Source organism: Lentzea sp. JNUCC 0626 (assembly GCF_043632865.1).
Classification (GTDB): Bacteria; Actinomycetota; Actinomycetes; order Mycobacteriales; family Pseudonocardiaceae; genus Lentzea.
The window spans coordinates 1,861,345-1,874,848 of record NZ_CP171635.1; the positions used below are offsets into that span (position 1 = coordinate 1,861,345).

Genomic DNA, 13,504 nt, shown 5'->3' on the forward strand with positions numbered 1-13,504 from the left:
CGCACCGCAGGGCGTTTCTCATTGAAAAACGCTATTGCGCCCATAAGCGGCGGTGGAGGACGAAGAAAGAAAGCAGGCCCGAATCTCGGGGACAACTGGGTCGCGACGGATCGAACGGCGCCTGTGCGCTGGTGGCACGCGAGCACGGGGGATGCGAGCTGACATGGCGGGATCACTTCGTCGACGGCGCCTGGTCCTGGGGGTCGTGATCGTGCTCGTGGCCGGCGGTGCGTGTGGGGTGCCAGAACTCCGTACACATGCGTTGAGCTGCGGTGGTCGGGCCCTGGTGTTCGGTCGGCATGATCGTGGGCGTGGCGCTACGACTGCTGTACCTCATCCTCGTCCAGGTGGGTGGCTGGCTGGTGCTGCTCGGCCGGTCGTCGGCGGCGAAGGACGTCGAGTTGTTGGCAACTTGCGCCCGATCACGGCGTAGCGCGTGGCTCCGTGATCGGCTGCCGATTGTTCACCACAGTCAGGCGCGTGCGACCGAGACCTGCCTTCCGCCGTGGTCCAGAACAGCCAGTACGGCTACAAGGCGAGGCCGCTTGAGCTGCAGCGATGGCCTTTCCGGACGGCACACGCTGTGGACACTCGGACGCACGGGGTGGCTTGGTGATCGTGCTGACCGTCAGGGTCGGCTGACCAGCAGGCAGCGTTCATCCTCGGTCGTTCGTCCCCACAGCGCCTCGTCGTCGAGCTGCGTTGACGTCGTTATGCGCGTGACGGAGGCGCTGTGGTTTCGCGTTCCAAGTAGCGGGCGGTTGGAGACCAGCGCTGTTTCACCTCCGCGCCTCCGATCAGTTCGAGCACTGATTCCGCCACGGAGACGCCGAACTGGTGCACGTCGACGCTCATCGTGGTGAGCGCGGGGGAGGCGAGGCGGCACAGCGTCGAGTCGTCCCACGCCACCAGGCTCAGGTGGTCCGGTACCGCGGCGCCGAGCGCGGTGGCCGCCGAGAGACCGGCGACCGCCATCACGTCGTTGTCGTAGAGGATCGCCGTGGGTGGTTCCTGGCTGGTCAGGAGTGCGGTGGTGAGCTTGGTGCCGGCTTCCTCCGAGTAGTCGCCCTCGACGATGACGGGCTCGACGTCGGTCTTGGCGCACCCGGTGAGGAAGGCGTCGGTGCGTGCCTGCGTGTGCAGCAGCGCGCTGGGGCCGGTGACCCTGGCGATGCGCCGGTGGCCGAGAGCGAGCAGGTGGCCGAGTGCGTCCGCCACCGGGCTGTCGTGGTCAGTGCGCACGCTGGGCAGGTCTGAGTCGCCCACGACGATGGCGGGCAGCTTGATCTTCGTCAGCGCGGCTGTTCGGGGGTCGTTCGCGACCAGGTTGACGACCACCACCGCGTCGACCAGGCTGCGGTCCGCCCAGCGGCGGTAGGCGGCGATCTCGGCCTCGTGGTCGGCCACGACGTGCAGCAGCACGGACATGTCGCGGTCGGCGAGCGGTTCCTCGATGCCCGCGATGAACTCCATGAAGAACGGCTCCACGCCGAGCAGGTGGGCGGGGCGGGCCAGCACGAGGCCGACCACGCCAGTTGGCTCAGCGTGCATCGGGCACCGCGTGGAGGTCGTTGGCGCAGCGCAGGACGAGCGGGTTCGTGAAGGCCGACGGGTCCACGGACGCCTTGGTGCTGATGTGGAACGTGCGCACCTCGCCCGCCAGCATCGGCACCAGGGCGTCGTCGACGACCGCGTCGGGGGCGACCCTGTCGGCCAGGATGGCCACGTCCTGTGCGAACGACTCGGCGCGCACCTCGACCTCGTAGCCGCCGGATACGGCTTTCGCCACTGCGGCAAGGGGGTTCGGGTGGTAGGACAGGTCGATGTCCGGCCGGAACGGCTGGACGGTGCGTGTCTCGGAGGTGGTCGCCACCATGACCTCCGCGGTGTCGTTCTTCGGCTGCACGAGCTCGTCCGGCAGGGCCAGCTGGAGGACCGAGCGAGGTGGCACTGTCCGCCGCAGTCTAGACAGGCTGAGCGTGACGCCTCGGAAGCTCTGCCGGTCCAGGGTGAGGTGCGCGTCCCACGGTTCGTCGTGGTCGTTGACGACGATGAGCACGAGCTGGTCCTCGCGGGGCTGAAAGGTGAGCAGCCTGGGTGCGAACGCGTGCCGCAGCCCGTACCAGAGCGGTTTGACCCGCTCCTCGCTGTCGATCGCGGCCCACGAGGTGACGGGCCAGCAGTCGTTGAGCTGCCAGACGATCGCGCCGGTCGTGCGCGGCCACCACGAGCGGAAGTGCTCGATGCCGAAGCTCACCGCCCTGGCCTGGTTGAGCTGGGTCGCCCAGTGCCAGTCCGCGAAGCCGGACGGCACGGGCAGGTGAGATGCGAGGCCGCGGTCGAGCTTGCCGTTGCCGTCCTCGGCCTTCTGGTGGGTGAGGAAGCTCGGCGACGTGGGGGACAGCGGCTGGTCGTGGATCCAGCGGGTGAGCGTGGACCACGTGGGCGGCCCCTGGAAGCCGAACTCCGAGCAGAACCGGGGGACGTGGTCGCGGTAGCGGGTGTGGTCCAGCCGGTTCCAGACCTCCCACTCGTGGCGCGTGCCGTGGTCCTGGTCGTTGGGGTGCACGCCCTCGGCGGGGCTGTACGGGCTGCTGGGGCAGTAGAAGCGGGTCGAGTCGAGCTCGGCGACGATCGACGGCAGCAGGTCGTCGTAGTAGCCCGCTCCCCAGGTTCGGCCCTCGAGCTGGTCCGCCCAGCCCCAGTCGGCGAAGCCCCACACGTTCTCGTTGCCGCCGTTCCACAACGCCAGCGACGCGTGCGACATCAGGCGGACGACGTTCTCGCGGGCCTCGGCCTCCAGCTCGCCGCGCAGCGGTTCTTCCTCCGGGTACGCGGCGCAGGCGAGCGGGAAGTCCTGCCACACCAGGACACCTCGTTCGTCGCAGACGTCGTAGAAGTCGTCCGACTCGTAGATCCCGCCGCCCCACACCCGCAGCAGGTTCACGTGCGCGTCCACGGCCTGGTCCACCCTGCGCGCGAGCCGGTCGCGCGTGATCCGGGTGAGGAAGTGGTCGTCGGGGATCCAGTTGGCGCCCTTGACGAAGAGGGGCCTGCCGTTCACGACGATCGTGAACGGGGTGCCGTGCTCGTCCGGCGTCGTGTCGACGGTGATCGTGCGGAACCCGATGCGCGTCGCCATCTGGTCGAGCGGTTCGAACTCGTCGCGCAGCACGACGTCCAGGTGGTAGAGCGGTTGCTCGCCGTACCCGGCGGGCCACCAGATCTCCGCGTCGGCCACGTCGACGCGTGCGGTCACGGTCTCCTGGCCGGCGGGGATCCGGACGACGCGCTTGTGCGCGCCCACCGTGATCTGCAGGGCGAGGTCTTCGCGCAGGTTCTCCGCCCACTCGACTACGACGTGCAGTTCGACCTGGCCGGTTCCGTCGTCCGCGACGGTCACGATCGGACGGACCTGGGCGAGTCGGGCCGTGTGCCAGCGTTCCAGCCGGACCGGCCGCCAGATCCCGGCGGTCTGCAGGTCGGGGCCCCAGTCCCAGCCGAAGCTGCACGCCATCTTGCGCACCATGTTGAACGGGTGGGCGTTGACGTGCTCTCTGCGCCCGAGAGTCGCCTCGACCTTTTCGGCGTGCGTCAGCGCGGAGGCGAACGACACGGTCAGCTCGTTCGTGCCGTCGCGCAGGAACGGCCGCACGTCGAAGCGGTAGCCGCGGTGCATGTTCGCGGTCTGGCCGACCGGGTCACCGTTGAGCTCGATCGTCGCGAGAGTGTCCAGCCCGTCGAAGACGAGGTCCAGCCGCTGGTCCTGGCCGGCGGCCGCAGCGAGGAACGTGGTGGTGTAGCGCCAGTCCGCGCGGTGCGTCCAGGCGAGCTCGGCCTCGGCCCGGTCGAGGTACGGGTCGGTGATCAGCCCGGACGCCAGCAGGTCGAGGTGGGTGCTGCCGGGCACCGTCGCGGGGACGGTCTTGCCCCTGATGTCGTCCGGTACCTCGGTCGTCGTCGCGGTCAGCTGCCATCCGTCGTGCAGGTGCTGGCGGATCAAGGCTTTCCTCCCTGGCGGAAACGTGCTTCGGGGTCGGGCGCGGCGGCGGCGAGTCGTCGGGTGTAGGGGTCCTGCGGGCGCAGGAGCACGTCGTCGCTCGGCCCGCGTTCGACGACGCGGCCCCGGTGCATCACGAGGACCTCGTCGGAGAAGTGGCGTGCTGTCGCGAGGTCGTGCGTGATGTAGAGGACGGCGAGGTCCTCCTCGCGCTGCAGGCGGTCGAGCAGCTTCAGCACGCCGAGCCGGATCGACACGTCCAACATGGACACCGGCTCGTCCGCGATGATCACCTTCGCGCCCGGAGCGAGCGCCCGGGCGATCGCCACCCGCTGCCGTTGCCCGCCCGACAGCTCGTGCGGGCGCCTGCGGGCGAAGTCCGGCGTGAGGCTCACCCGTTCCAGCAGGAGCGGCACCTCGTCGCGGGAACGCCCGTGCAGTCGCAACGGCCGGGCGAGGTGGTGCTCGACGGTGTGGAACGGGTTCAGCGACGCGAACGGGTCCTGGAAGATCATCTGCACGTGGTCGCGGTAGTTCCGCCGCGGCACGGTCGCTCCGCCGGGGCCGGTCAGCAGGACCTCTCCGGACGTGGGCCGGGTCAGCTGGGCGATCATCCGCGCGATCGTCGACTTGCCGGAGCCGGACGCGCCGACGAGCGCGGTCGTGCGCCCGGCCGTGAGGGTGAACGACACGTCGTCGACGGCGTGGGTGCCGTGGAAGGTCTTGGTGAGACCGCGTACTTCCAGCGTGGTCATGTGATCAGTGCTCCTGCCTCACCGGTCAGACTCGGGAACGCCGCCAGCAGCTCGCGCGAGTACGGGTGCCTCGCCCTCAGGTAGAGGTCCTCGGCGGTGGCGAGCTCGACGACCTCGCCGTCGCGCATCACCGCGATCCGGTCGCTCAGCTCCAGCAGCAGCGGCAGGTCGTGGGTGATGAACACGACCGCGAACCCCAGCTCGTCTTTCAGGCGCATGACCTCGTCGAGGATCTCCCGCTGCACCAGGACGTCGAGCGCGGTCGTCGGTTCGTCCATGATCATGACTTGCGGGTCGAGCAGCAACGCCATCGCGATCATGACCCGTTGCCGCATGCCACCGGACAACTCGTGCGGGTAGGCCCCGAGCCGTGCGGGGTCGACACCGACCAGCCTGAGCACCTCGGCACACCGCGCCGCGCGATCGAGGGCGGGCATCTCGGGGCGGTGCGTGCGCAGGACGTCCTGCAGTTGCCCGCGGATCGGGGTGACCGGGTTGAGCGAGTTCATCGCGCCCTGGAAGACCATCGAGAGCTTGACCCAGCGAAACTCCCTGAGCTCCCGCGGGCCGAGCCCCAGCACGTCCAGGTCCTCGAACGTGACCGAGCCCGAGGTGACCTCGGCGGGTGGCCGGTGCAGGCGGTTGATCGCGTAGGCCAGCGTGGTCTTGCCGCAGCCCGACTCGCCGGCCAGGCCGAGGATCTCGCCCCGGCGCAAGGTCAGCGACACGTCTTTGACGGCGTGCACGGGTCGCGGGCCCTGGTAGACGACGTTGAGATTCCGCACGGTCAGCACGGCGTCCGGTTCGGGTTCGACAAGCAGTGCTGTGGTCGCCGCGACATCGGGCTTGCGCCGGCCTCGGTCACGCAGCTTGGGATTGATGACCTCGTCGATGCTGAAGTTGATGAGCGCGAGCGCGCCACCGAGCAGGGCGATGACGAGGCCCGGAGGGACGAACCACCACCAGGCTTCCCGTTGCAGTGCGAAGCCGTTCTGCGCGTAGTAGAGTATCGTGCCGAGCGTCGGCGAGTTGGCCGCGCCGAGCCCGAGGAACGACAGGCCCGCCTCGCTCAGGATCGCCAGCACGACGGCGAACACGAACTGCGAGGCCACGATCGGCAGCAGGTTCGGCAGGATCTCCACGCAGATCACCCGCGAGGTCTTCTCACCCGAAACCCGTGCCGCGGCCACGTAGTCCCTGTTGCGCAACGACAACGTCTGCGCGCGCAGCACTCGCGCCGCGGCGGCCCAGCCGGTGATCGCCAGCACGAGCGCGATCGTCAGGGTGCCACGCTGGTCCGCCGGGACGAACCCGGCCACGACGATGACGAGCGGCAGTCCGGGGATGACCAGGACCACGTTGGAGAACAACGAAAAGGCCTCGTCGACCACGCCGCCCGCGTAGGCGCCCACGATGCCGAAGAACGCGGACAGCAGCGTCGCCATGACCCCGACGAGCAGGCCGATCCACAGTGATCCGCGGGTGGCGTGGGCGAGCTGCGCGAGCACGTCCTGCCCGGTGATCGTGGTGCCGAGCAGATGCTCACCGCCCGGTGAGGTCAGGCCGATGTCCCTGATGGTGGCCGGATCGCCGGTGAGCAGAGGACCGACCAGTCCGAACAGGACGATCACGGCGGCGAGGCCGGCGCCGGTGACGAGCTTGGGGGACCAGGTCACGACACCGTGCTCCGATCCCTCGTGCGCGCGTCGATCAGCCCGTACAGCAGGTCGACGACGAGGTTCGCGCCGAGCACCGCGATGGTGATCACCAGGAAGATGCCCTGCATCAGCGCGTAGTCGTTGTTCTGCACGGCCTGCAGCAGCTTCGAGCCGATGCCGGGGTAGGAGAACACCTGCTCGGTCACGATCGACCCGGACACCACGAAGCCCAGCGAGATGGCGAAGCCGGCCACGGACGGCAGCACCGCGTTGCGCGCCGCGTACCCCACCATGATGCGGCGGTCGCGCAGCCCTTTGGCCCGCGCGGTGAGCACGTAGTCCTCGGACATCGCCGACACCATCATGTTGCGCATGCCGAGCAGCCAGCCGCCGATCGAGGACAGGACGATCGTCAACGCGGGCAACGCGCCGTGGTAGATCGCCGACCCGAGGAACTCACCGCTCCAGCCGGGGTCCAGGACGACGTCGTAGCCACCGTTGAGCGGGAACCAGCCGAGGCCCGACGACAGCACGGCGACGAGGATCAGCGCCAGCCAGAAGTACGGCACCGCCGAGAGCATCGTGGTCGCCGGCACCAGCGAGTCGAGCCACGTCCCGCGCTTCCAGCCCACGACCGCGCCGAGCCCGACGCCCAGCGCGAACGACATCAGCGTCGCGAGCCCCACCAGGACGACGGTCCACGGCAGGGCGTCCGCGATCACGTCGGAGACCCTGGCCGGGAACGCGCTGACCGACACGCCGAGCTCGCCGCGCAGCAGGTTTCCCAGGTACGCCAGGTACTCCTCGGCGAACGACCGGCGCCCGCCGGTACCGAGCAACGTCTCGAAGGCGGTGCGCGCGGCAGGATCGACCGTGCCGCCGCGTTGCTGGAGCTTGGCCATCAGGATGTCGACCGGGTTGCCCGGCAGCAGTCGCGGGATGACGAAGTTCAGCGTCACCGCGGCCCACAGCGCCGTGAGGTAGAACGCGAGTTTGCGCAGGTAGTAGCCCATGGTCAGTTACCGGCGGGCTTGAGCTTCACGTACACCTGCGAGGCGTCCGGCCGCTTCCAGACCGCCGGGAACGCGTACAGGTCGTCCTTGGTGGGCCAGCCGGTGAACGCCTTGGCGTTGTACTCGGTCGGCACACCGCCGGTCAGCACCGGGATGTAGGGCATCGACTTCTCCAGCTCGACCTGGATGGCGTCGTAGTGCGACTGCCGCGCGGGGTTGCCGCGGTCGGTCTTCTTCAGCTCGGCCAGCGCCGTGTCCACCACAGGGTTGCTGAAGCGCGAGTAGTTCGGGCTCGCCGCCTGACCGACGGGTGCGGTCGTCGCGGTCGAGAAGAAGTAGCTGTAGGTGTAGTACGGGTCGGGGGCGGGGCCCTGCTCGACGGAGTCGATCAGCAGCTCGAAGTTGCCGCGGCCGCGCGCGTCGGCCCACTCGTTCCACGACAGCTGCTGCGGCGTGATCTTGATGCCGATCTTCAGCAGCTGCTGGGCCAGCGTCTCCAGAGTGGTGATGTAGTCGGTCCAGCCGGCGACCACCTTCACCGTCAGCGCCAACGGCTTGCCGTCCTTGGCGTAGATGCCGTCGGAACCCTTGGCGTACCCGGCGGAGGTGAGGATCTGCTCGGCCTCGGCGCTGTCGGCCTCCATCGGCGCCATGCGGTCCGCGAGCCTGCCCGAGATCAGCGACTCGTCGCGGGGCTGCAGGGTGTAGCCGGGCGACATCGGGCTCGCGGTGTTCTGGAAGGCCAGCGAGTTGATCTGGGTGCGGTTCATGCCGTGGTAGATCGCCCTGCGCACGGCGGGGTCGGTCTGCGCGCCCTGGCAGCCGAGCTGGGAGTTGGAGCAGGTGAACAACGCGACCTGGTTGAGCGGAAGCGTGACCACCTTGTAGCCGGGGTAGTTCTTCTCGACATCACCGATGTCGGGGACCGGGCCGGTCTGCCAGTCGATCGACCCGGCCTTGAGCGCGTCCACGCCCGCCTGGTTGCCGGACAGCGACAGGTAGCGGACCTGCTTGAGCGCGGGTTCGCCGCCCCAGTACTTCGGGTTGGCCTTGAGGGTGAACGACTGCGCCTTGAAGTCGCCGAGTTGGAACGGGCCGGTGCCGACGGGCGTCGCGTTCACCTCGGTCGCGGGCGTGGCGTAGCTCTTCCACACGTGCTCCGGCATGATCCAAAGCTGCCCCAGCACCTGCGGTCCGTCCATGTAGGACGGTTCGGCGAACTTGACGGTGACGTGCGTGTCGTCGACGGCCGTGGTCTCACCCTTGAACCCCGTCCGGTTCATGGCGGGGGTCTTCGCGACCATGTCGAGCGTGAACTTCACGTCCTCGGCGGTGAACTTCTCGCCGTCGGACCACGCCACGCCGTCCCTGAGGGTGATCGAGAGCTCGGTGCCGTCCGCGTTCCACTGGAAGCCGGTGCCGAGCAGGGGCTTCGGAGGCACGTCCTTGGCGATGTTGAAGAAGAACAGCGGTTCGTAGATCGTGCCCGGCCCCTCGATCTGGGTGGGGGCGTACGGGTTGAAGTTGAGCTGGTAGTCGCCGGCCTGCCCCGTGTAGACGACGAGGGTGTCCCGCGACTGCCCGCTGGTGCCGGACCCGGAGCACGCGGCAGTGGCTGCGACCACCACCGCGAAACCTAACGCGCAGAGCCTCTTGTGCAGGAACATCGCTGGTCCTCCTCGTGGCTGGTCGAGCGTGGCCGAGATTCTTCAGTTACTAAACAAAGAAAGTCAACGACTCCGAGTGCTTTACTGATCCCGAACCCGCAGGACGTGGGTTCGTCGTTCGACGAAGGAGTGCGGTGAGCCGACCGGCGCGCGTGACCCATGCCAGCACCAGGGCGGTCGTGCTCGACCTGGTCCGCGCGGCGGGGATGATCAGCCGGGTGGGCCTGGTCAACGCGACCGGGCTGACCGGCGGGACGATCTCCACGGTCGTGCGCGGCCTGATCGACGAGGGCCTGGTCGCCGAGACGGGGCACGCGGAGTCGACCGGCGGCAAACGCCGGGTCATGTTGCAGCTCAACCAGTTCGCTCGCTACGCCGTCGGCGTCCACCTCGACGACGCGCGGACCACCTACGTGCTGACGAACCTCGGCGGCGCGGTCGTGGCCCGGATCTCGCGGGCGGCGGCGACCGGTGACGTGGTCGGCCGGGTGACTCGCGAGGTGGACGCGCTCATCGACAGCGTCGGTGTCGAACGCGGTCGAATCCTCGGGCTGGGTCTCGTGTCCGCGCGGCCGTCGGCGCACCACGAGCTGGGGAAGTCACTGGAACAGGTGACCGGCCTGCCCGTCGTGCTCGACCACGACGCGACGGCCGCGGCGATCGGCGAGCACTGGTCCGGAGGCGTCGGCGCCACCTCGACGTTTGCGGCGCTCTACATGGGCAGCGGCATCGGCGCGGGAGTCGTGCTCGGCGGGACGACCTACCGAGGATCGAACGGGCACATCGGCGAGATCGGCCACGCCTGCCTCGACATCGACGGCCCCCTGTGCTGGTGCGGCGCGCGGGGATGCCTGGAAGTCCTCGCCGGTCCCGCGGCGGTCGTCGAGCAGGCGCGCGCCGACCGCGGCCTGGCACGTGCGGCGGGGCTGGCCGGCGGCCGGACCCGCGCGAGCACACCGGTCTCGGCGGACTTCGCGGCGATCAGCAGGGTCGCGCGCCAAGGCGACGCCCGTGCCGTGGCGTTGCTGGAACGGTCCGCGCGCTACGTCGCGGCGGCCGCCCGCACGCTGGCCAACCTGTTGGACCTGGAGGTGCTGGTCCTCACCGGACCGAGCTTCGCGACCGCGGGCTCCACCTACCTCCCGGTGCTGCGGGCGGAGCTCGACGCCGCGTTCATCGCCCGCGACGTCCACCCGATCTCCGTGCGGCTCTCGCCCTCGGCGGCCTCGGCCTCCGCGATCGGCGCCGCGGCGATCGTGCTCCAGTCCGAACTCGTGCCGCGCAACCAGGGGCTGCGCCTGCCGGACGACCTCGCCGCGGGGGAGCCGCCGGTGTTCCAGCAGCTCGTTCGCTGAGATCCGCTCAGGAGCGCGGCAGCGCGCCCACGAGCGATGTCATGATCGCGAGCCGCAGAGCCGGTTGCAGCTCGACGCGGTGCACCGCCAGCGCCGGCTCGGACTCGTAGACGGAGAGCAGGCTCGGTGGCGGTGAGGTGTAGGCGGACAGACCGCCCGCCACCAGCAGGAGGAGCAGGCAGAACTGCTCGGCGCGATCGCCGACCTCGGGCAGGTACCGCCGGATGAGATCGGCCATGACCGCGAGATTGCCCAGCGAGGCGTGCTTGTGCCGGCGGATCACCTCGACCGAGACGTTGCGTTCCAGCACGGCGCTCTGCGAGCCGTAGAGGTCGCAGAGCGCCGTCTCGGCGGCGAGCGAGCGGCTGAGCACGTCGGCCACCTGCTCGGCCCGTTCCGCTTCGGACTGTCCCAGATCGACGACGTCGGCCAGTTCCTGCTCCAGTTCGGCCAGCCACGTCGCCGTGCGGTCGTCCATCAGGTCGAGCAGCACCGCCTCGCGGGACTCGAAGTAGCGCTGCATCGCCGTCTTGGCCAGGCCGACCCGCCGGCTCAGCTCGTTCAGGCTCACCTCGGCCACCGGCATCTCGTCGAGCATCGCCGCGGTCGTCTCCAGGATCGCCCGACGCCGGAGTTCGCGCTGCTCTTCGGTGCGTGCCCGCTGGAACGTCATGCGGTGATCCTAACTTGCGTACCGCCGGTACATTGACAATGTACCGGCGGTTCATTAGCTTTGAGCTATAAGTTACCGTCGGTACATTGGGAGTGCGCGATGAAGTGGACCGAGCAGCAGATCCCGCGCCAGGACGGGCGCGTGGCCGTGATCACCGGTGCCAACACCGGACTGGGCTTCGAGACGGCCCGGCGGCTCGCCGAGCACGGGGCGTCGGTCGTGCTGGCGGTGCGCGACGCCGAGAAGGGCGAGCTGGCCGCCGCGCGGATCAGCGGTGACGTCTCAGTGCAGGAGCTGGACCTGACCTCGTTGGACTCGGTGCGCGCCGCGGCGGCCGGCCTGCGGGCATCTCACCCGCGGATCGACCTACTGATCAACAACGCCGGCGTGATGTACACGCCGAAGCAGACCACCCGCGACGGCTTCGAGATGCAGTTCGGCACCAACCACCTGGGACACTTCGCGCTCACCGGCCTGCTGCTCGACCTGCTGCTGCCGGTGCCCGGCTCGCGGGTGGTCACGGTCAGCAGCACCGGTCACCGCATCAACGCCGCCATCTACTTCGACGACCTGCAGTGGGAGCGTTCCTACAGCCGCTCCGCGGCCTACGGCCAGTCGAAACTCGCCAACCTGATGTTCACCTACGAGTTGCAACGCCGCCTGGCCGCGCACGGCACCACCGCCGCGGTAGCCGCACATCCGGGCATCTCCAACACCGAACTGGCCCGCAACACCCCGCCGGTCGCCCGCCGGTTGATCACCTGGCTCGCCCCGGTGATCACCCAGCCCGCGGCGGCGGGCGCGCTCCCCACACTGCGGGCGGCCACCGACCCGTCCGTCCTCGGCGGGCAGTACTACGGACCCGACGGACTGGCCGAACGGCGCGGCTCCCCGAGGCTGGTCACCTCCAGCCCCGACTCGTACGACGTGACCGTGCAGCAACGCCTCTGGGCGGTCTCGGAAGACCTCACCGGCGTGCGATTCCCGGTCGGCCGTGCAACGGCCGAGCTGACGACTCACGAACCTGCGGGACCGGAACAGCTGACGCGCGGCTGACCGGGCACGGCCGTTCCATGCGCGCGTTCCTGGGCCGCGAACGCGATGTGGTGCAGACGCGGGCCGTCGCCGCCGGCACGGCGGTGCTGACCGTCGACCTCGACCCGGCCACGGTGCGGGACAAGTCGGCAGGGCCGCACAACAACGTGATGGACGACCGCGGGATCGAGCTGTACGGACATTTCTGAACGGAGCGACATGTCCGAGTTCGAAACATGCCGTGTTTTCGAGGAATTCCCGCAAACGGGCCGCCTTTCGGAGTTTCCCGACTCCGATCGTTGACCCGCCGAATCCGAAGTACCTAACCTGGGGTTCCGCCGCGTCCTGACCGATCCATTCGCAGCGATCTCATCACGGGAACCTCAATGAAGATCAGTGTCGAACGTGCGCTCGCGACCCTCGTCGCCGGATTTCTGATCGCCGGGGCGGGCTCGTCCGCTGTCGCCGGCGCCACCGAAGCGAGCGGCACGATGCCGTCCGCCGCGGCGTCGGTGCAGCGGCCCGTTCCCCAGGCCGTCGTCGACCGGTACCGGCTCGACACCAGGTGGTACGCGAAGTACGTGCAGGGACCGACGGACGTGCACACCGGTCAGTCGATCGCGGTGCTGGGATCGGCGCTGGTGGCGGACGCGACGTTGCTCAAGGCCGCGCGCCAGCTGGAAGCGATGGTGCGGACCTATCCTTACTACCCGGTCCCGGAACTGGACCGGCGCAACGTGCGGGTGGTCGTCACGGCACGCGGCGAGAAGATGAGCTCCATCCCGGAGGTCCGCGCGATCTACGGCACGTCCCTGGACGCCCGGTACTGGGCGGGAATGGGAGCGACGGACTCCCTGCCGCTGTCGGTGGGGACCGAGGCCAACCTCGTGGACGGCCAGGGCGGGGAGAACTGCTACCTCCACGAGTTCGGTCATTCGGTCGCCGACATGGCGTTGCGGCACATCGATCCGAACTTCACCCGAGAACTGCGGGCCGCCTACGACCGCGCCCGGTCGACCGGGCTGTGGAACAACACCTACGCCGCGTCCAATACCTCCGAGTACTGGGCGGAAGGCGTTCAGAGCTACTTCGACGTCAACCGGGAAGGGCCGCGCAACGGCGACGGCGTGCACAACGACGTCAACACGCGGGCCGAACTCGCGACCTACGACAGGCCACTGCACGCCCTGCTCGAACGCGTCTACCGCGGCGCGACCATGCCCACCTAGCCCCGATTGTGTGACAGGTTTACATCTCCTGTCACACTGTAGCTATGACAGGGGCGCGGCGCCTGAGCCGCCGTCAGGTGCTCGCGGCAGGAACGGCGGCGGTGCTCGCCGGCGGCCTC

The 13,504-nt window shown here is 69.2% G+C and carries 11 protein-coding genes; 4 read left to right on the forward strand and 7 right to left on the reverse strand.

The features are described 5' to 3' along the window. Positions 1-711 precede the first annotated feature (711 nt). The 6 genes from JNUCC0626_RS08205 to JNUCC0626_RS08230 are packed head-to-tail and all read right to left on the reverse strand — an operon-like array spanning position 712 to position 9,093. Positions 712-1,551 (reverse strand): LacI family DNA-binding transcriptional regulator, encoded by an 840-nt coding sequence (locus tag JNUCC0626_RS08205; RefSeq protein WP_394619067.1) that lies wholly within the window; start codon positions 1,549-1,551, stop codon positions 712-714. Next, complete coding sequence (locus JNUCC0626_RS08210; RefSeq protein WP_394619068.1) at positions 1,541-4,003, reverse strand: glycoside hydrolase family 2 protein; 2,463 nt, start codon at positions 4,001-4,003, stop codon at positions 1,541-1,543. The genes JNUCC0626_RS08205 and JNUCC0626_RS08210 overlap by 11 nt, the downstream gene beginning before the upstream one ends. Continuing rightward, a complete protein-coding gene (locus JNUCC0626_RS08215; protein WP_394619069.1) occupies positions 4,000-4,755 on the reverse strand; it encodes an ABC transporter ATP-binding protein in 756 nt (251 codons plus the stop codon). The genes JNUCC0626_RS08210 and JNUCC0626_RS08215 overlap by 4 nt, the downstream gene beginning before the upstream one ends. Beyond that, complete coding sequence (locus JNUCC0626_RS08220; protein ID WP_394619070.1) at positions 4,752-6,431, reverse strand: dipeptide/oligopeptide/nickel ABC transporter permease/ATP-binding protein; 1,680 nt, start codon at positions 6,429-6,431, stop codon at positions 4,752-4,754. Before JNUCC0626_RS08220 ends, JNUCC0626_RS08215 begins: the two co-directional genes overlap by 4 nt. After that, positions 6,428-7,426: an ABC transporter permease gene (locus JNUCC0626_RS08225; protein ID WP_394619071.1), complete on the reverse strand. Its 999-nt coding sequence runs from the start codon at positions 7,424-7,426 to the stop codon at positions 6,428-6,430. Before JNUCC0626_RS08225 ends, JNUCC0626_RS08220 begins: the two co-directional genes overlap by 4 nt. Before the next feature lie 2 nt (positions 7,427-7,428). Then, positions 7,429-9,093: an ABC transporter substrate-binding protein gene (locus JNUCC0626_RS08230; protein WP_394619072.1), complete on the reverse strand. Its 1,665-nt coding sequence runs from the start codon at positions 9,091-9,093 to the stop codon at positions 7,429-7,431. 134 nt (positions 9,094-9,227) lie between these two features. Here JNUCC0626_RS08230 and JNUCC0626_RS08235 point away from each other — a divergent pair, with 134 nt between their 5' ends. Continuing rightward, positions 9,228-10,448 carry an ROK family protein gene (locus JNUCC0626_RS08235; RefSeq protein ID WP_394619073.1) on the forward strand — a complete coding sequence of 407 codons (1,221 nt, stop codon included), beginning with the start codon at positions 9,228-9,230 and terminating at the stop codon, positions 10,446-10,448. Positions 10,449-10,455: 7 nt separating this feature from the next. On the opposite strand, the gene JNUCC0626_RS08240 is transcribed toward JNUCC0626_RS08235, so the two are convergent. Next, positions 10,456-11,121, reverse strand: a complete 666-nt coding sequence (locus JNUCC0626_RS08240) for a TetR/AcrR family transcriptional regulator (protein WP_394619074.1) — start codon at positions 11,119-11,121, stop codon at positions 10,456-10,458. A 99-nt stretch (positions 11,122-11,220) separates the two neighbouring features. Here JNUCC0626_RS08240 and JNUCC0626_RS08245 point away from each other — a divergent pair, with 99 nt between their 5' ends. From JNUCC0626_RS08245 to JNUCC0626_RS08255, 3 genes are all read left to right on the forward strand, one after another. Then, entirely contained in the window at positions 11,221-12,177 is a 957-nt protein-coding gene (locus JNUCC0626_RS08245) for an SDR family NAD(P)-dependent oxidoreductase (RefSeq protein WP_394619075.1), read from the forward strand. A 17-nt stretch (positions 12,178-12,194) separates the two neighbouring features. After that, positions 12,195-12,365 carry a hypothetical protein gene (locus JNUCC0626_RS08250; protein ID WP_394619076.1) on the forward strand — a complete coding sequence of 57 codons (171 nt, stop codon included), beginning with the start codon at positions 12,195-12,197 and terminating at the stop codon, positions 12,363-12,365. Positions 12,366-12,542: 177 nt separating this feature from the next. After that, complete coding sequence (locus JNUCC0626_RS08255; protein ID WP_394619077.1) at positions 12,543-13,385, forward strand: hypothetical protein; 843 nt, start codon at positions 12,543-12,545, stop codon at positions 13,383-13,385. Positions 13,386-13,504 lie beyond the last annotated feature (119 nt).

Bases quoted from the DNA above. Each gene is read 5' to 3' on its own strand.
- JNUCC0626_RS08250 (WP_394619076.1), top strand. From the start codon at position 12,195: ATGCGCGCGTTCCTGGGCCGCGAACGCGATGTGGTGCAGACGCGGGCC.
- JNUCC0626_RS08215 (WP_394619069.1), bottom strand. From the start codon at position 4,755: ATGACCACGCTGGAAGTACGCGGTCTCACCAAGACCTTCCACGGCACC.
- JNUCC0626_RS08240 (WP_394619074.1), bottom strand. From the start codon at position 11,121: ATGACGTTCCAGCGGGCACGCACCGAAGAGCAGCGCGAACTCCGGCGT.
- JNUCC0626_RS08245 (WP_394619075.1), top strand. From the start codon at position 11,221: ATGAAGTGGACCGAGCAGCAGATCCCGCGCCAGGACGGGCGCGTGGCC.
- JNUCC0626_RS08225 (WP_394619071.1), bottom strand. From the start codon at position 7,426: ATGGGCTACTACCTGCGCAAACTCGCGTTCTACCTCACGGCGCTGTGG.
- JNUCC0626_RS08255 (WP_394619077.1), top strand. From the start codon at position 12,543: ATGAAGATCAGTGTCGAACGTGCGCTCGCGACCCTCGTCGCCGGATTT.
- JNUCC0626_RS08230 (WP_394619072.1), bottom strand. From the start codon at position 9,093: ATGTTCCTGCACAAGAGGCTCTGCGCGTTAGGTTTCGCGGTGGTGGTC.
- JNUCC0626_RS08205 (WP_394619067.1), bottom strand. From the start codon at position 1,551: ATGCACGCTGAGCCAACTGGCGTGGTCGGCCTCGTGCTGGCCCGCCCC.